Genomic DNA, 16768 nt, shown 5'->3' with positions numbered 1-16768 from the left:
ATGTTTTCTGTAGACCTTAGCCTGGGAGGGAAAAAATTTCAAAGAGAATGGATTTTTAAAGGCTTAAGCCTGCGGGTTTCCAGCGGAGAAAAATTGGCTATCACCGGTGCAAATGGTTCTGGGAAGTCCACCTTGGTCAAATGTCTTTCCGGCCAAATGCCGCTGACAGAGGGGGAATTGAGCTTCACTTCTGGGGTATCACGTATAGCAACGGATGATATTTACAAGCATTTAGTGATCAGTGCTCCTTACCTGGAACTCCCTGAAGAGTTCACCCTTGAAGAATTTCTTCGCTTTCATTTTTCCTTTAAATCACTGGATGCCCCGCTTCGGATGGAAGAATTAGCGGATTTGCTCCATCTTAGAAAAGCCGTCAACAAACCTATTTCCCTCTTTTCTTCCGGGATGAAACAACGATTGAAGCTTGGAATATGCTTTTTTTCACGAAGCCCGCTGGTGCTGTTGGATGAACCCACCTCCAATCTGGATGAAAAAGGAATCCAATGGTATCGTAACCTGATAGCTGATTTCGGAAAATCAAAATGCCTGCTTATAGCATCCAATGACTCCAGAGAGTATGACTTTTGTGAACAAATCCTTTGTCTTGAAGATTATAAAAAGCAAGGATTACTTTGATTAATTTTGGAATTGATTAATTTTACTTCTTTAGGAATAGTCTATGAAAATGGTAGTGAAATTTTATTGGACAGCACTGTTTTTAGTCGGGTTGATGGCATGCAATGGTAACGGTACCGATGAACCGGAAAAGACAGCCGAGCAACTTGCAATCGAAGAACTAGCCGGAACCTCCGGCAGCGAAACCTGGACCGTAAGAAACGGAGGCTCGGTTTCAAAAGACGGAACACTGCAAAACGACACCTACACGGATTTCGAGATCCAATTTATCTCCAACAATACCGGGAAAAACTACCTCACCGAAAACAGCAACCTGCTATTTGACAGCAATGGCAACTGGGCCTTCGAGGGTGAAAATTACGATAAAATCATCCTTTCCGGCATCCAACCCGCCGCTAACAGAGAGATATCTTTTACCCGAACTCAAAACCGACTTCGGCTGGAATGGAATGTACCTGCCCCTCAAAATGCCCGGGTAAGTGCTTTAGCCGGCTTCTATGTGTTCGATCTGGTTTTAATGGAGTAATCCCTACCTTAAACAACTAAACCCATGCACAAATACCTGCTTATTGTTTTTTTCTTTTCCCTTTCTGCATTATATGCCCAGAGTAAAGAGGTGGTAGCCGTAGAAAAGGCGGTGGATGATCTAATGGAGGCCATGGTAAATGCCAACGAATCTCAGTTAAGAAAACTGACAGATCCCCAATTGACCTACGGGCACTCAAATGGTTTGATCGAAAACCAGTCCGAATACATCCTCGCATTGAGTTCCGGAGAATCGAATTTTACGGAAATCAATATTGAAAATCAGACCGTCGACCTTAAGGGAAACATCGCATTGGTCAGGCATTTTCTCATCGGAAAAACTCACAATCGAAACAGCGACCCGGCTCCTGTAAACCTGGGGGTTTTGACCGTTTGGCACAAAAAAGGTAAAAACTGGACCTTATTGGCCCGGCAGGCTTACAAACGGTAAAAAAATACCAACCATTATCCCTTAAGTTGGACAAGGGTGATCCCAGATCCACCCCTATCGGCATGCTCATCGGAAAATCCAACTACCGAGGGCATTTTGCTGATCAGGTTTCGGGTCAATCCCCTTAGAATCCCATCCCCTTTGCCGTGAATGATCTTGAGATCATTCATGCCAAGCATATATCCTTCGTCAATGAAATTTTGGATCAAGGGAAGCACCTCTTCCCCCCTCTTTCCGCGAATATCCAAATTAGGGGAGAAATCCGCCATTTTGGACATGGTATCATAGCTTATCCGCTTCTCAACCGCTTTCTTTTCCTTTTTCAAGGAGGTATTGGAAATCTTTTCCAGACGATTCAATTTAACTTTAGATTTAAGATCTCCAATAAGAATGGATGCCTGCGTTCCCCGGATATCCAACACTTCAGCCAGTGCACCATTGTCTTTCACCCGCACCTGATCTCCTGGCTTCACGTCTCCTTCCAGCACTTTTATTGCTTTTGGCGGCTCCACAGCCTGCTTTTCGGGTTTAATGGTAGTCTTGTGTGCCTCTAGCTCGTTTCTTAGCTGACGGGTAGCAGCTTTATCGGCCTGAGATTCCTTTATGGACCGAATGGTATGTTCAATCTTTCTATTCGCATCGTCCAAAAGTAGCTTCGCCTGAGCCTTGGCTTCGTTAATAATGGCCTTTCGCTGATCATCCAGTGTCGCTTTGAGTGAATTGTATTCTTGAAGTCTTTGGCTGAGAAGCCGATCTTTCCGTTGGGCTTCGGCCATCAGGGTTTCGTATTTGCTCTTTTCACTTTCTACCCTAAGTAAGAGTTTGTCGTATTTTACGCGAGTTTCCCCTACCTGTGCCTTGGCATGCAGAATTATCTCCGTTGGTATTCCAATTTTCCCGGCTATTTCAAAGGCAAACGAGCTTCCCGGTTTTCCAATCTCTAGTTCATACAAGGGCTCCAACTTGTCCACATCGTAGCGCATGGCCCCATTGACCATCCCCGGACTCTTGGAGGCCAGTTGCTTCAGGTTTCCATAGTGAGTGGTAACAATTCCATAGGAACCCGACTTATTAAGATCTGTCAATATTGCCTCGGCGATCGCCCCGCCAAATTGCGGTTCGGTGCCGGTTCCAAACTCATCTATGAAAAACACCGTTTTCTTATTCGCATGAAACGTAAAATGTTTCATATTCATTAAATGAGAACTATAGGTACTCAAGTCATTTTCGATATTTTGCTCGTCTCCGATATCGATAAAGAATTGGTCAAAAATACTACAGGTTGAGTTGGCCTCCATGGGTACCAACAGTCCGCATTGGTACATGTATTGTACCAATGCTACGGTCTTCAAGGTAACGGACTTCCCCCCTGCATTGGGTCCGGATATAACCAAAAGCCGATGATTGGGGTCCAGTCGCAAACTGACCGGAACGATGGCCTTTTTTTGTTGGTTAAGAGCCATTTCCAGCAGCGGGTGTCTGGCTTTTTCCCAGGACATTTCCCTGACAGTAGCCATTCTCGGGTTCACTCCATTAATTTTTAAGGCGAATTTTGCTTTAGCCCGTATAAAATCGACCATCCCTAGAAAATAAAATGCCCTGCGGAGGGCCGGAATGTAAATCCTCAACTCGTCGGTGAGTTTCGTCAGTATCTTCTGCACTTCGCGACGCTCCATGTATTCGAGGTCCCGGATCTCATTGTTAATATCCAAAACCTCTGCTGGCTCCAGGTATACCGTTTGACCCGTAGCCGATTCGTCGTGAATAAAGCCCTTGATGCGTTTTTTATATTCTGCCAATACCGGAATGACCATGCGACCACCCCGGATCGTAACCGAAGCATCTTCAGGAGTGAAGCCCTGGGCCTTTACGGAACGGTATATTTGATCCAGCACTTTTCGTATCCGGCTTTCCTCATAAGCCAGCTGTGTTCGAATCAGGTTCAATTCCTGTGAGGCGTTATTTTTAATCTTCCCTCGCTCGTCCAGCACCTGCCCAATACGCTTTTCCAGGGGAATGTCTTCCTCCACCATTCCCAGTAATTGTGATAGCTGAGGGTATTCTTCCTGAAATTTAGTCAAGAATGAAACACATCCTTCCAAGGTATTCAGTCCCAAACGGACTTCATGAAACTCATCTTCAAACAGGAAGGTACCTTCAATTTTAGCCTTGTCCAGGTAAGGATATATATTGATAAAATTGGAAGCCGGAAAGGGTTCTCCCGAAACCAGGATTTTCCGGAATTCTTCCGTTTGAGCCAATAGTTTCGTCAGCAGCTTTCGATCTTTGGAAAAGGAGACTTTTTTTACAAAATCAGCGCCCAGACTACCAGTGCATTCTTCCCTGATCAATTCTTTAATTTTATCAAAATCGATCTTTTCTTCCAGATTTGCAGGGTATAATTTCATTAATTATTGTACGATTTTTTCTCTTAAGGTTAGCGAATCAATCGTTCGCTCGTAAAGGTATTCCATTTTGGCGGCATCCAGCAGGTAATGTTCCAGACTGTTGATATACACGGTATCGGCAATTCCGTGTTTTTCAAAAATTTGCTTTTCGAGAACAGGATAAAGGACTTTTGAGGAATCATAGGGAATGGAAAGGGATTGGACAAAACCCTCTGCCAAGTGAATGTCTACTAATATTTCCACCATCTTATCCTCTGACAAGAGTTCCTCGGGTTTCTCATCGCCTCCGCAGGAAACCAGCGCTATGAAAAGGGCAACTATACTATAATTAAATCTCACAGCACAAAATTACCCAATTCCTTTTACAATTGGCAATAAGTAAAGGCGAAGTCGTTTTATTATTCAAGGGAGACTGCTAAATTAGGCTTTTCATTGAAACTGAAAAATGAACCAACTGATTAAAAAATTGAGAAGGTATGAAATCACCTTGAGAAAAGTGGCCAATAGCCACCTCCAGGGTGACCATCAGTCCATTTTTAAAGGGGCCGGTCTGGAATTTGACGATCTCAGGCCCTATCAGTATGGTGACGATATCCGTACAGTGGAATGGAAGGTCTCTGCCAAAGGTCACGGAACCTTCGTGAAGACCTTCAAGGAAGATAAAGATCAATCCGTCTACTTTCTTTTAGACACCAGCGGATCCCAGGACATCGGCAGTAAGGATCGAAAAAAAATCGACCAGGGCAGAGAAATTGCCGGGGTTCTAACGCTTGCGGCCGTACATGAGGGGTCTCAGGTAGGATTAATAAGTTATTCGGACGAAAAGGAGAAAATAATACTACCTGGAAAAGGTAGCAGGCAAGCAGTAAAAATCATCAAGGGGATCTTTGACCAGGAAAAAAAATCCCAAGGCACTGACCTCAATGGCATGTTTACCTTTTGCCTCAACCTGATCAAGAAGCGAAGTATTCTTTTTGTGATTTCCGATTTTATTGATTCAGATTACGAACGGCCGCTCAAAGCATTGGCCAAGAAACACGATTTAGTGGTCTTGCAAATGACCGATCCGATCGAATCAGCCCTCCCTTCTTTGGGAATCATTCCCGTATTTGACAAAGAGGGTGGAAAGACCACTTGGGTAAATACTGCTTTTGGCGGTTTTTCCCGAAAAATAGCATCCTCTTTTGGTTCCGAAAGAGACCATCTTAGGGAATTTTGTAAAAGAAACCAGATCAATTACCTTCAGATAGACACCCGGCAGGATATCGTCCTTCCATTAATGGAATTATTCAAGTTGAGAAACAAAACCATGAAACGTGGATAAAATAGTGAAGCTGTTTGTCTTGGTGGTATTCCTGATGGCGCAGCCTTACCGGATACAGGGCCAGGAAATATCCGTTGAAGGGTACTTTATGGAGGATTCGGCCAGATTGGGGGAAAGAGTGGGCTACGTGCTCAAAGCTCGATACCCAAGCGACTTGCCGGTATTGTTTCCGGATTCTACTTACCGTTTCGAGGATTTCGAGTTGCTGGAAAAACAATCCTTCTCCTCCATTTCTGACGATCAAACCACGTTGGATAGTGCTGTTTATTGGCTGGCTAACTTTTCTCTTGATTCTGTTCAAAATTACCGCATTCCGGTATTTGAGATTCTCAGATATGACAGCATAAGCCATTTTCCAGAAGCCGCTTCGTTGAATCTGAAGTTGACTATTGATGAAATTCCGGAAGAGTTGGCCTTTCGCCAAAACGACAGTTACCAGCACCTCCCTTCCTTTTTTAACTACCCTTATCTCATTATGGCCTTGGTAGCAGCCTTGATTCTTTTGGCTGGGGCTATCTATTTCTTTGGCGATGGCTTGAAAAGACGCTGGCAAGTTCGTCGGGAGAAAAAGAAATGGAAACGGTTCTTGGATAATTGGGAGCTTTCCATGAAAAAATTAGTAGAAAATCCCCAGATCCAGGAAGCAGACGAACTGCTGGGACTTTGGAAAAGTTATTTGGAAACCCTTACCGGAAGGCCTATCAAAGAGTGGACCAGTACCGAAATTTCTATCTTCCTTCGGCAACCCGGCGTTATTAAAGACTTCCGGAAGGTCGAATTAATCATTTATGCCAATCGGGTAGATAGCAATATCCGGGAAGCTTGCGAAAATTTACTTCAGATTTCAAAGCGGCAATTGGAAGAAAAAATTGAAAAAATTCAACATCATGAATGACCTCTCTTCCTATATCTCCTGGAATTGGTTTTTACCAGAAACCCTCCAGTCATTTGAATGGGAGAATTTTTTCCTGCTTCATTTGATTTGGGCGATTCCCTTGTTTTTTCTACTTCGAAAATTCATCAAATTTCTAAAAAAACCTGTACTAGAGCTTTCTCTTCCAAAAAAGGCTTCGCAGAAAAATTTCTGGACCTATTTAAGACTCATCCCTTCCCTTTTCTTTTTGTTTGCCCTATGGATGGTAGTGATCGCCCTCGCCCGCCCTCAGCGCACCAATGAAAAAGTGGAACAATACACCGAAGGGATAGACATCATGCTGGTATTGGATATTTCCGAATCCATGGATCTACAGGATTTTTCTCCCAATCGCCTGGAAGCAGCAAAAGAAACCGCTATTGATTTTATCAACGGCCGCATCGCTGACCGGATCGGCATGGTCATCTTTTCCGGTGAAGCCTTCTCCCTGGCTCCGCTTACCACTGACTACGAACTGTTAACGGACCTGGTAGGAAGTATTACTTTCAATATGATGGATGCGAAGGGGACAGCCATTGGTAGTGCTGTCTCCACTGGTACCAACCGAATGAGGGAATCAGAAGCCAAATCAAAGGTTATGGTGCTTCTCAGCGACGGTGACAACAATGCCGGTAACGTAGATCCGGTTTTTGCAGCCCAGCTTGCTGAGGCCATGGATATTAAAATTTACACCATTGCGGTTGGAAAAGACGGAATGGTCCCCTACGGAACAGATTTTTTTGGCCGGCCCCAAATGATTGAGAGCTACCTGAATGAAGAAACCCTCCGGAACATCGCCCGCATTACCGAAGGAGAGTTTTTCAGAGCTTCTGACGATGGTGCCCTGGAAACCATATTTACTAAAATCGATGAATTGGAAAAAGCAGAAATCATCGAGTCCCGGTACAAAGAGACCATGGACTATTACAGGCCTTACCTCTTTTGGGGGATCTTGTTCTTCTTTGTATGGATGCTTTTAAAAAGCACCTTTTTAAACAACTTTTTGCTGGACTAAGAAAAAAACCGGGCTTTCTAAATAAACGAAGCCCGGTCCAATTCAGACCGGGCCTGATAGGTGCCTGATAGGCAAGGCATTAATTAACCCATCTCCCAACCGGGACGGACCGATTCGCGGATGTATGGGTCTGCCACGTCTAATCCTTTTGCTTTGATATTTTCGGAATCCCAATGAATTTTCTGTCCCCCCATTCTCAGAGACAAGACTCCCAGAAGGGTGATCTCTGTAAGATGGGCCCCGTATTCAAAATTGGCACTGGCTGCCGGGCCACCTTTAATGGCATCCACCCAATCTCTAAAATGACCATTCGACCTGGGAATGAATTCTTCTGGTACTTTCATGCTTGTTGCCAGGCTTTCCGGAAATACCTGGGGTACCCGGTCACCGCCGTTAACAATGATTCCCTTATCCCCTACAAACAAGGTTCCTCGGGAAGGCCATTGATAGCCTGCTGGAAGTGAAGGGTGTAACGGAGGTTTTACTCCGCCCGAATACCAGGTTAGCGTTATGGGTTTCCCCGTATTGTTCTCTGGGAAATGATAATAGCCAATCTCTCCATAAGGAGCTATGTGCTCGTTACTAAATCCTGCCGGAAAAACTTCGATGGTTTCCGGATAACCCAGTTCGAATGCCCAGGTAGCCGCATCCATGTCGTGGCAGCCAAAATCCCCTAAAGCACCGCAGCCAAAGTCCCAAAAATCCCGCCAGGTAACTGGCGAATACCACTCGTGATAGGGCCTGTTAGCAGAAGGACCTAGCCAGAGGTCCCAGTCCAAACCGTGGGGTTTGGGCGTACCTTCATCAGGAACACCTTTCATCTCGGGAATCCAGCGGGATGCAGGTACCCAGGAATGAGTTTCCCTTACCTTTCCGATCACCCCGGCTCTTAAGTACTCTACCGTCTGCCGGATACCATCTGTACTATGGCCCACATTTCCCATTTGGGTGGCCAAACCGGTTTCTTGCGTCAATTGCTTGACCATCCGGGCTTCCCAAATATTATGTGTCAGGGGCTTTTCGCAATAAACATGTTTTCCGGATTTCATCGCAGCATAGGTCACATAGGCGTGGGTATTGTCCGGAGTGGAGCAACAAATGGCATCCAATCCATTTTCTTTTTCCAGCATTTCCCGAAAATCCAGGTACTCACTGAGTTTGTAATTTTCCGTTTTATCTTCGTAATGCCCTTCTACCAATCGCTTTACTGGCCCTCTGCCCGCAATGGAGCGGTAATAAAAATTCGCCAAATCCCAATATTCTCCCGGGTCGGCAATGGAAGTAATCTGAACATCATCCAGTTTCATCAGGTCTAGCGCATTTTGACGGCCCTTTCCCCCTACTCCGATCATTCCCACATTGACCTTATCACTGGGTGCCACATGTCCCTTTCCTCCAAGCACAAACCTTGGAACGATAAAAAAACCGGCTGCACTGAGAGAGGCTGCTTTGACAAATTGCCTCCGGGAATCATTCGTTTCGCCTTTATTCGGTTGTTTACTCATCTTTAGCTATTTTTCTGTGAATTAAAATTAAAAAAACAATTCTTATTCTCCTTATATTAAAGTAGATTCCATCCCTCAATTTTAACCAAAGCAGCTACTCATTTTAAAGATCATAGACTTTTTCAGCGTTTCGATAGTATAATTTTTCTTTTTCTTCCGGAGATAAGTGTTGAGACAAAGAATAAAAGGCTGCCATCCAATCGCTATAGGTGCCCGCTCGAAGTACCACCGGCCAGTCGCCACCGAATACTACCCTATCCGGACCAAAAACCTCCATAACAGTATCAAAATAGGGTTGCAGGTCGCTCAATTCCCACCCCGCCCCTGCCTTGGTGAGCATGCCGGAGACCTTGCAGTAAACCTGGTCCATGGAAGCGAAAGGAGCCAGGGCACGGGCCCAGGTTTTCCAGTCTCCCTTTGCAATATCGGGATTAGCAAGATGGTCTACTACAAATGTCTGATCCGGATAACGTTTTACCAGCGCTAATGCATCCGGTAATTGCCTGAAATTTACATTCAGGTCGTAGGACCAATCAAAACGCTTCAAAAGTTCAAGACCTCTTAAAAAACCGGAATGTCCGAATATGGGGCTCCTCCGTATGCCCCGAACAATTTTCCTTTTGGCCAATAATTCTATGGCCTCCAGACCATTATCTCCTTCTTCCAGAGGAAAATAAGCGACCATTCCTGCTATTCGCGAATCTTTTTCAGATTGGTCGACCACCCAGTCTACCTCTTGCAAATACTGTTCGGGAATCCTGCCACATTCTACAAAAACCATTTTCGAAATGGGAAAAGCGTTGCCTGCCTGCCGGAAGTCCGGCAATAAGAAATTTTTCGCTAACGGATTGTCCGCCCCCTGTAGCCAGGGATAATCCATCGCTGACAAATCCCAAAGGTGAAGGTGAGTATCCACCAGCGGTATATCCGAAGGATTTTTGCATCCTTGGTCAAAGGGAAAAAGGAATGTGGGATCCGCTACCAACGCACCGGATACCGCCATTCCTTTTTTGCAAAAACTCCTTCTCTTCATGATCTTCCTGAAAGGATCATGCCGGGATGGTAGGCGTTCCTAATTTGGCAATGGATGCATCAATTTCCTCCTGGCTCAATTCGTGTTGCCGGATCCTTCCTGCAAAATAATCGTCATACGCTTTCATGTCAAAATTGCCATGTCCGCAGAGATTAAATAAAATGGTTTTGGACACCCCTTCCTCTTTGCATTTTTTGGCTTCCTGAATGGCCGTTGCGATGCCATGGTTGGCCTCCGGTGCGGGTATAATTCCCTCAGCCCGGGAAAAAAGAACGCCGGCTTCGAAAATCTCCAGGTTATCATGAGCCCGGGCTTCGATCAGCTGATCTTTAAGCAATTGGCTGACAATGACACCAGCACCATGGTAACGAAGGCCTCCCGCATGGATCGGCGCCGGAATAAAATCATGCCCCAGCGTATACATGGGCAAAAGGGGAGTCATGCCGGCCGTATCCCCAAAATCATAGCGAAAGATTCCCCTGGTCAATTTAGGACAGGAAGAAGGCTCACTGGCAATACACCGAATCTTTTTGCCCTCTTCCAGATTCAGTCGCAGAAAGGGGAAAGATAATCCGGCAAAGTTTGATCCGCCGCCGAATGGCGCAATGACAATATCCGGCAGATCACTACCTGCTTTTTCCATTTGTTTGATGGCCTCCAGGCCTATAATCGTTTGGTGCAGCTTGACGTGGTTTAGCACACTACCCAGCGCATATTTGGTATCGTCCCTGGTAGCTGCCATTTCTACCGCCTCCGAAATCGCAATCCCCAAACTTCCGGGAGAGTCCGGATTTTCGGCGAGGATTTTTCTTCCCGCCTCCGTCCGGTCCGAAGGAGAGGGATAGACATTGGCCCCCCAGGTATTCATCATCATCTTCCGGTAGGGCTTATCATTATAGGAGAGTTTTACCATGTACACATCGCAGGCAATACCGAAGTGTTGGCAGGCAAAACTCAAGGCAGAACCCCATTGCCCTGCACCGGTTTCGGTCGTGATTCTTTTAATGCCTTCTTGCTTATTGTAATAGGCCTGAGGGATGGCCGTATTGGGCTTATGCGAACCGGAAGGACTTACACCTTCGTATTTATAGTAAATTTTGGCAGGAGTGTCGAGGGCCTTTTCAAGTCCATATGCCCGGTAAAGCGGGGTAGGTCTCCAAATGGAGTACATGTTCCGCACCTCATCCGGTATAGGTACCCATTTATCGGTGGTTACTTCCTGTTTGATTAGTGCTTCGGGAAACAAGGGTGCCAAGGCATCGGGACCAATAGGTTCCAGGGTGCCCGGATGCAGCGGCGGCAGCGGCTTGTTGGGCATGTCCGCAATAATATTGTACCATTTTTCCGGAATCTCCTTTTCTTCTAAGTTAATTTTTCTAATTTTCATGTAATAGTTAAGCGTTACGATTTACTGATTTAAATTACACTTTTTCGGATGATATCCCAACAAAACACAAACATTCCCCTCCTATTAGCAGCAATAAGTATTCACAGGCTATGAATTTTGCCAGTAGGCAATTTCACCTAAAATCTTACTTTTAGCCCCAGCCCGGAGGTACTAAGATTCACATTTTTTACCCAGGGTTCAAATTTTTTTCCGTTCTTGGATTGCAATGCGTACAAGATCCCATCAAAAACCATCAAAAATGCCCCTTGAAGAATAAGGGAATTTCCAAATCCACTCAACTGGTCGTTTTTCAATCTTTTACCCCTTTCTTTTAAATACATACCCGTTGCCATGTATCCCAAATCCAAGGCGGCATTGACCAAAAGAATTTTTTCTGTTTTTTGCTGAGCTCTCAAACTCTCCCACAAGCCAGCCTTCTCCCGCGATTTTTTGGCGTTGAAATAACCCAAGCCAGCAATCGCCAGGTTCACCGAATTCCAATAAAGGTTCATTTGATGAAAAGCCTTTGTTTTTCCTTCCTGCCTGGAAGCCTCGATCCCTCCCCATACCATGTTTCCAACTGCCCAGGTTCCCAATACCAGCATCCCTCTACTTTCAAGTACCCTTCGGTCCTGATCTATTTCACGAATGGATGCACTCTCCTGTCCTTTACAATAGCCTCCTGACACCATGCCTCCCAGCAAAAGCAATACTTTCCATTTCATACGTTTTAAGTTTAATTCAAAATTGCTCATAATAAAATTATTGATTTTCGGATCCTGGCATTCTAACTCACAAGTCGGTAAAAAGTGTGTTTTTATCAATATACCCATATCTTTGTTTCCGAACAAAATAGGAAAGCTTAGCATATGGAAAAACCGACCATCACCACTAACATCTCGGCCATTACCCGTTCGTTTGTTAACCCCGCCTGCAGGCTCGTAGCTGTCAGTAAAACCAAGCCCAGCTCAGCCATTAAAGAGGCCTATGATGCCGGAGTGCGGGACTTTGGAGAAAACAAAGTGCAGGAATTGACCGAAAAAGCGGAAGCATTGCCTACAGACATCCATTGGCACATGATTGGCCATTTGCAGCGAAATAAAGTAAAATACATCGCTCCTTTTGTTCACCTGATTCACAGCGTAGATTCCCTGCGCTTACTTAAACAAATAAATAAGGAGGGACAGAAAGTGGATCGGGTTATACCTTGCCTGCTGCAAGTACATATCGCCACTGAAGAAAGCAAATATGGTTGGGATGAAGAGGAATTAACTGCTTTTCTAAACGGAGACGAAATAAAGGAGATGCAAAATATCCGCATCATGGGCTTAATGGGCATGGCCACCAATACGGAGAATACCGAAAAGATTAGATCTGAGTTCCGGGGCCTTAAAGCCCTCTTTGAGCAGCTTAAAAGCATGGACTTACCCGATCAGGTTCAGATGAGCGAACTTTCCATGGGCATGAGCGGAGACTACCGGATTGCGCAGGAAGAAGGAAGTACCATGGTGCGAATCGGAAGTGCCGTTTTTGGAGAAAGAAATTACCATTAAATTAACTAGGAAATGAATACAAAATCCATGCTGCAACTGGCAGCCATTTTCGGGGCTTTGGCAGTTATTTTTGGGGCATTCGGGGCTCATGCCCTGGAGCCCTTATTGGTCAAAACAGGAAGGATTGATACGTACCAAACTGCCGTTGATTATCATTTCTACCACAGTCTTGCCTTGTTAATGGTGGGAATTCTTTATCAACAAAATCCTCAGCTAAAAGGTCTTCGGCTAAGTGCCTGGTTTTTCTCAGGAGGAGTGATCGTTTTTTCCGGAAGCCTCTACCTGCTCTGCCTGAGTCAAGTCACCTGGCTGGGAGCGATCACCCCGCTTGGCGGCATTGGGTTTATTTTAGGGTGGATAATGTTATTTGTCAGTATTAGCAAAAAAAATCAGTAATCACCTATGCGTAAAAGAAGCCTTCTGGGGATTTTTATTCTTTGTCTATTCGTCCATTCCTCCCATGCCCAGGAAGCCAAGGCTAACTTTTTGGGCCTGGACAAGTTGTTGGGGGATGGTTCTTTTTTTGATAATCACCTGACCGGATTTATGCTTTACGATCTGGATAGCCAAATGGTGAGGTATGAAAAAAATAGTCATCTGTACTTTATACCAGCTTCCACCACTAAATTATTCACGTTTTTTGGCTCTTTAATGGTGTTGGGAGACAGCACCACCTTCCTGAGGTTTATTAATAAAGAAGAAAAACTTGTCTTATGGGGAACGGGTGATCCTTCCTGGAAATATCCGCCGCTCCCTTCTCCAGACCTAAAAGAATTTTTGTCTGACTACGATACCGTGTATTTTTCTCATAGCAACTGGAAAGACGATCCTTTTGGCTATGGCTGGCAATGGGACGATTACTACCATTCCTATTCTCCGGAAAAATCCCCCACTCCCCTGTTTGGTAACTTGATTCGCTCCCGAAACATCAATAACCGACCCGTCATAAGCCCCACCTATTTTTCAATAGAAACGTCGGAAAAGACTCTAAAAAACGTCCAAAGGGACTGGCACAGCAATCGGTTCTTTTACAACCCCAGAACCTACAATGGTAGAGAGATGCGCCTGCCGTTCATCACTTCACACGAAACATTTGCCAGCCTGGCATCCGATGACTGGGGGGTAAAGGTGATTCTTTCTAATGAAAAACTTCCTCCGGATCACTACATTTTAAAAGGGATTCCCACGCTGTCCCTTTACAAGGAAATGTTGCTGGAAAGCGATAATTTTATCGCCGAACAGCTGCTCCTTCAAATTTCAGATGAGGTCCATCGGGAACTAAACAGTGAGAAAGCGATCGAATACATAAAAGAAACCTATTTGTACGATCTGCCCGATGAGCCACAGTGGGTAGACGGATCAGGATTGTCCAGGCACAACCTCTTTACTCCCCGAACCATGGTGACCCTGGCGGAAAAAATCTACCGCTTGTTTCCGGACGAAGACCTCTTCCGTCTATTACCTACCGGCGGCCGGACAGGCACCTTGAAATACAATTACCAGGCTCCTGTGCCTTATGTAATGGCCAAAACGGGCACGATCAGCAATAACCATAGCATGGTAGGATTTCTTAAAACCAAGAAAAACAAAGTGTATGCATTTGCTTTTATGAATAACAATTACCCCCACAAAGCTTCTCTGGTGCGTAATGAAATGGAAAAAGTATTGCTTTATATCCGGGATAATTTCTAAATTCTGCCATGAAAAAAAGAACCTTTATCAAAACGCTGGGTATGGGAATGGGATTTAGTTCTGTCGCAGGCATTCCTTCCTTTGCCAAGGATCTGCCTGCCACTAAAATGTTACTTCCCCATAGACTACGGACCGGCGACAGGGTTGGTTTGATCAGCCCCTCGGCAGCAACCGGGGACATCATGGAATTTACCTTTGCCAGGGAAGCATTGGAGGCCTTGGGGCTACAGGTGCAAGAAGGGAAGTACCTCAACAGCAGGCGAGGGCATCTGGCTGGCACGGATGCAGAAAGGGCGGCTGATCTGAATGAAATGTTCGGGAATGAGGCAATCAAAGCGATCGTTTGTATAAGAGGTGGATCCGGTGCCGCCCGAATACTACCCCTCATAAACTACCAGGTGATCAAAAACAATCCAAAGCCTATTCTCGGCTACAGTGATATCACTGCCCTGCACAATGCCATCCATGCGCAAACCGGATTGGTGACTTTCCATGGCCCCAATGGTTCGGGAAGCTGGAATCCATTTAATGCCGATCAGTTTCGAACCGTCTTTTTTGGCGAACAGAATAAAATCACCTATCAGAATGAGCAGGAGGATACCGATGATCTGGTAATTAAGAAAAACCGCATCCGGACCATTTACCCCGGCAAAGCAAGCGGAGAATTTGTGGGCGGAAACCTGACCGTTCTTACTGCTTTGGCCGGATCACCCTACCTGCCTGATTTTAAAGATAAAATCTTATTTTTGGAAGATATTGGGGAGGAGCCTTACCGAATCGACCGAATGATGAGTACCCTGATGCTAATGGGGGTTTTTAATGAAATAAAAGGCTTTGTGTTTGGGCAATGTACGGATTGTGATCCCAGCGGGGGCTATGGCAACCTCACCATAGACCAAATTCTGGACGATTACCTCCTTCACCTGAAAATTCCCGCCTACCGGGGAGCCATGATCGGACATGTTCCCAAACAGTTTTTGCTACCCTTCGGAGCAAAGATGACCATGGATGCGGAAACAGGAATTCTGGAAACCAATGGACCGATTTTTCAATAATAACATTAATGAATTTTGCTAAGTCCAGCAGCCGAATTGGCCCCGTTCCACGCTGGCTAATAGCTTACCTTTGCCTACTAACTTCCTGTATCCATCAAAACGCTATGCAGCCATTACCCCCAAAAACCGAAAATTCCGAACCGCCCCAAGAAATCAGGTATCTTGCCCTGGGAGACAGCTATACCATAGGAGAGGGAGAAAAGCGGGAATATTCTTATCCGGAACAGGTGAAAAGGATATTGGAAGTGGAGGACTGGGCATTTTCCAACACTCAGATCTTAGCCAAAACAGGATGGACAAGCGGTGAATTGCTGGAAGCCACCCTTAACCAGGGATTGAAAAAAGAGCGGTTTGACTTCGTTAGTTTGCTCATAGGAGTAAATAATCAATATCGGGGTGAATCTCCGCAAACGTTTCATACTGACCTAAAGGATCTATTGGATTTGTGCCGCACGTTAGTCGACGGTAATACCAAACGAGTTGCCGTACTATCTATTCCGGATTGGGGAGTAACTCCATTTGGTCAAAACGGGCCGCAGGAAGTGGATCGCATTGCTGCGGAGATCGATAGGTTCAATCAAATCATCGAAAGAGAAACATTAAAGAGGGGGATGGCCTTCCTGGAAATTACGGAAAGCTATCGAAGTAAAGGAGGCCTGTCGGGGCACCTGGTAGCAGATGGGCTGCACCCCAACAAATACATTTACTCGGATTGGGCCAGGGCCCTTGCTCCCATTATGAAAACGGGAATCCTTAACGATACGGACCAAAAAAAACCTGACGAAAAGTAATCGCCAGGCCGTTTTATCAAAAGCAATACTTGCTTACCTGCTGCTCTTTGGAAGCACATTGGAGATCATAGACACTTTTTCTATGGGCTCACTAGCATTGGAGTAAATGCGTACTACGCTATTTTGCTTTCCCATTTTGCCAGCCGAGTTAAAGGATACTTTAATCTCCCCTTTTTTTCCAGGTGCGATCGGCTCCTTTGGCCAGCTGGGTACCGTACATCCGCAGGTAGCTGCCACGTTGGATATAATTAGGGGTGCATTTCCTGTGTTTTCAAATTTAAACACGTTTTCGACCTTATCTCCCTGGGTGATGTCTCCAAAATCCTTCGAGGATTCTTCAAAAGAAATGACGGGCCCGTCGACGGCCTTTTCCTGTGCGATGGCGACTCCAGCGCCAACGACCATTGCCAATACGAGTGTTACTAACCTTTTCATAGCTGTTTATTATATTTAATCAATTCATTCATTTTCAAAACCTGT

The 16768-nt window shown here is 45.3% G+C and carries 18 protein-coding genes; 11 read left to right on the top strand and 7 right to left on the bottom strand.

From position 1 onward, the window contains the following. From GJS45_RS11600 to GJS45_RS11590, 3 genes are read left to right on the top strand one after another with little or no spacing between them, the layout of a single operon-like run. Nucleotides 1–636: an ABC transporter ATP-binding protein gene (locus GJS45_RS11600; protein WP_162342011.1), complete on the top strand. Its 636-nt coding sequence runs from the start codon at nt 1–3 to the stop codon at nt 634–636. Nucleotides 637–685: 49 nt separating this feature from the next. Then, nucleotides 686–1162 carry a hypothetical protein gene (locus tag GJS45_RS11595; RefSeq protein WP_235954725.1) on the top strand — a complete coding sequence of 159 codons (477 nt, stop codon included), beginning with the start codon at nt 686–688 and terminating at the stop codon, nt 1160–1162. 24 nt (nt 1163–1186) lie between these two features. Then, nucleotides 1187–1612: a nuclear transport factor 2 family protein gene (locus GJS45_RS11590; protein WP_162342009.1), complete on the top strand. Its 426-nt coding sequence runs from the start codon at nt 1187–1189 to the stop codon at nt 1610–1612. A 14-nt stretch (nt 1613–1626) separates the two neighbouring features. Here GJS45_RS11590 and GJS45_RS11585 read toward each other — a convergent pair whose 3' ends face one another. Together GJS45_RS11585 and GJS45_RS11580 are read right to left on the bottom strand one after the other, a co-directional pair. Beyond that, nucleotides 1627–4020, bottom strand: a complete 2394-nt coding sequence (locus GJS45_RS11585; RefSeq protein ID WP_162342008.1) for an endonuclease MutS2 — start codon at nt 4018–4020, stop codon at nt 1627–1629. 3 nt (nt 4021–4023) lie between these two features. Then, nucleotides 4024–4359 (bottom strand): DUF4296 domain-containing protein, encoded by a 336-nt coding sequence (locus tag GJS45_RS11580; RefSeq protein ID WP_162342007.1) that lies wholly within the window; start codon nt 4357–4359, stop codon nt 4024–4026. Between the two features lie 106 nt (nt 4360–4465). Here GJS45_RS11580 and GJS45_RS11575 point away from each other — a divergent pair, with 106 nt between their 5' ends. From GJS45_RS11575 to GJS45_RS11565, 3 genes are read left to right on the top strand one after another with little or no spacing between them, the layout of a single operon-like run. Then, nucleotides 4466–5344 (top strand): DUF58 domain-containing protein, encoded by an 879-nt coding sequence (locus tag GJS45_RS11575; RefSeq protein WP_162342006.1) that lies wholly within the window; start codon nt 4466–4468, stop codon nt 5342–5344. After that, nucleotides 5337–6239: a hypothetical protein gene (locus tag GJS45_RS11570; RefSeq protein WP_162342005.1), complete on the top strand. Its 903-nt coding sequence runs from the start codon at nt 5337–5339 to the stop codon at nt 6237–6239. Before GJS45_RS11575 ends, GJS45_RS11570 begins: the two co-directional genes overlap by 8 nt. Beyond that, a complete protein-coding gene (locus GJS45_RS11565; RefSeq protein WP_162342004.1) occupies nt 6232–7272 on the top strand; it encodes a vWA domain-containing protein in 1041 nt (346 codons plus the stop codon). Before GJS45_RS11570 ends, GJS45_RS11565 begins: the two co-directional genes overlap by 8 nt. 83 nt (nt 7273–7355) lie before the next feature. On the opposite strand, the gene GJS45_RS11560 is transcribed toward GJS45_RS11565, so the two are convergent. The 4 genes from GJS45_RS11560 to GJS45_RS11545 all read right to left on the bottom strand — a co-directional run bounded on the left by GJS45_RS11560 (nt 7356) and on the right by GJS45_RS11545 (nt 11922). Next, nucleotides 7356–8777, bottom strand: coding sequence for a Gfo/Idh/MocA family protein (locus tag GJS45_RS11560; RefSeq protein ID WP_162342003.1), 1422 nt, complete (start codon nt 8775–8777; stop codon nt 7356–7358). A 103-nt stretch (nt 8778–8880) separates the two neighbouring features. Continuing rightward, the gene (locus GJS45_RS11555) at nt 8881–9810 is read right to left on the bottom strand and encodes an amidohydrolase family protein (protein ID WP_162342002.1); all 930 of its coding nucleotides are present in this window, start codon (nt 9808–9810) and stop codon (nt 8881–8883) included. Nucleotides 9811–9826: 16 nt separating this feature from the next. After that, a complete protein-coding gene (locus GJS45_RS11550; protein ID WP_162342001.1) occupies nt 9827–11197 on the bottom strand; it encodes a TrpB-like pyridoxal phosphate-dependent enzyme in 1371 nt (456 codons plus the stop codon). 137 nt (nt 11198–11334) lie between these two features. Beyond that, nucleotides 11335–11922, bottom strand: a complete 588-nt coding sequence (locus GJS45_RS11545) for a DUF6992 family protein (protein WP_162342000.1) — start codon at nt 11920–11922, stop codon at nt 11335–11337. Between the two features lie 144 nt (nt 11923–12066). Here GJS45_RS11545 and GJS45_RS11540 point away from each other — a divergent pair, with 144 nt between their 5' ends. From GJS45_RS11540 to GJS45_RS11520, 5 genes are all read left to right on the top strand, one after another. Next, on the top strand, nt 12067–12750 hold the full coding sequence (locus tag GJS45_RS11540; RefSeq protein WP_162341999.1) for a YggS family pyridoxal phosphate-dependent enzyme: 684 nt from the start codon (nt 12067–12069) through the stop codon (nt 12748–12750). Nucleotides 12751–12762: 12 nt separating this feature from the next. After that, complete coding sequence (locus GJS45_RS11535; protein ID WP_162341998.1) at nt 12763–13146, top strand: DUF423 domain-containing protein; 384 nt, start codon at nt 12763–12765, stop codon at nt 13144–13146. A 6-nt stretch (nt 13147–13152) separates the two neighbouring features. Continuing rightward, nucleotides 13153–14442: a D-alanyl-D-alanine carboxypeptidase gene (locus tag GJS45_RS11530; protein ID WP_162341997.1), complete on the top strand. Its 1290-nt coding sequence runs from the start codon at nt 13153–13155 to the stop codon at nt 14440–14442. Nucleotides 14443–14450: 8 nt separating this feature from the next. Further along, nucleotides 14451–15497, top strand: coding sequence for a S66 peptidase family protein (locus GJS45_RS11525; RefSeq protein WP_162341996.1), 1047 nt, complete (start codon nt 14451–14453; stop codon nt 15495–15497). A 104-nt stretch (nt 15498–15601) separates the two neighbouring features. Further along, entirely contained in the window at nt 15602–16288 is a 687-nt protein-coding gene (locus GJS45_RS11520) for an SGNH/GDSL hydrolase family protein (RefSeq protein WP_162341995.1), read from the top strand. Between the two features lie 33 nt (nt 16289–16321). Here GJS45_RS11520 and GJS45_RS11515 read toward each other — a convergent pair whose 3' ends face one another. Further along, entirely contained in the window at nt 16322–16723 is a 402-nt protein-coding gene (locus GJS45_RS11515; protein WP_162341994.1) for a DUF1573 domain-containing protein, read from the bottom strand. Between the last annotated feature and the right edge of the window lie 45 nt (nt 16724–16768).

This window comes from Cyclobacterium salsum (assembly GCF_010119245.1).
In the GTDB taxonomy this organism is placed as follows: Bacteria; Bacteroidota; Bacteroidia; order Cytophagales; family Cyclobacteriaceae; genus Cyclobacterium; species Cyclobacterium salsum.
This window is presented reverse-complemented; position numbering and strand designations above follow the sequence as displayed.

Bases quoted from the DNA above. Each gene is read 5' to 3' on its own strand.
- GJS45_RS11600 (WP_162342011.1), top strand. From the start codon at position 1: ATGTTTTCTGTAGACCTTAGCCTGGGAGGGAAAAAATTTCAAAGAGAA.
- GJS45_RS11595 (WP_235954725.1), top strand. From the start codon at position 686: ATGGTAGTGAAATTTTATTGGACAGCACTGTTTTTAGTCGGGTTGATG.
- GJS45_RS11590 (WP_162342009.1), top strand. From the start codon at position 1,187: ATGCACAAATACCTGCTTATTGTTTTTTTCTTTTCCCTTTCTGCATTA.
- GJS45_RS11585 (WP_162342008.1), bottom strand. From the start codon at position 4,020: ATGAAATTATACCCTGCAAATCTGGAAGAAAAGATCGATTTTGATAAA.
- GJS45_RS11575 (WP_162342006.1), top strand. From the start codon at position 4,466: ATGAACCAACTGATTAAAAAATTGAGAAGGTATGAAATCACCTTGAGA.
- GJS45_RS11565 (WP_162342004.1), top strand. From the start codon at position 6,232: ATGAATGACCTCTCTTCCTATATCTCCTGGAATTGGTTTTTACCAGAA.
- GJS45_RS11560 (WP_162342003.1), bottom strand. From the start codon at position 8,777: ATGAGTAAACAACCGAATAAAGGCGAAACGAATGATTCCCGGAGGCAA.
- GJS45_RS11555 (WP_162342002.1), bottom strand. From the start codon at position 9,810: ATGAAGAGAAGGAGTTTTTGCAAAAAAGGAATGGCGGTATCCGGTGCG.
- GJS45_RS11550 (WP_162342001.1), bottom strand. From the start codon at position 11,197: ATGAAAATTAGAAAAATTAACTTAGAAGAAAAGGAGATTCCGGAAAAA.
- GJS45_RS11545 (WP_162342000.1), bottom strand. From the start codon at position 11,922: ATGAAATGGAAAGTATTGCTTTTGCTGGGAGGCATGGTGTCAGGAGGC.
- GJS45_RS11540 (WP_162341999.1), top strand. From the start codon at position 12,067: ATGGAAAAACCGACCATCACCACTAACATCTCGGCCATTACCCGTTCG.
- GJS45_RS11535 (WP_162341998.1), top strand. From the start codon at position 12,763: ATGAATACAAAATCCATGCTGCAACTGGCAGCCATTTTCGGGGCTTTG.
- GJS45_RS11530 (WP_162341997.1), top strand. From the start codon at position 13,153: ATGCGTAAAAGAAGCCTTCTGGGGATTTTTATTCTTTGTCTATTCGTC.
- GJS45_RS11525 (WP_162341996.1), top strand. From the start codon at position 14,451: ATGAAAAAAAGAACCTTTATCAAAACGCTGGGTATGGGAATGGGATTT.
- GJS45_RS11520 (WP_162341995.1), top strand. From the start codon at position 15,602: ATGCAGCCATTACCCCCAAAAACCGAAAATTCCGAACCGCCCCAAGAA.
- GJS45_RS11515 (WP_162341994.1), bottom strand. From the start codon at position 16,723: ATGAAAAGGTTAGTAACACTCGTATTGGCAATGGTCGTTGGCGCTGGA.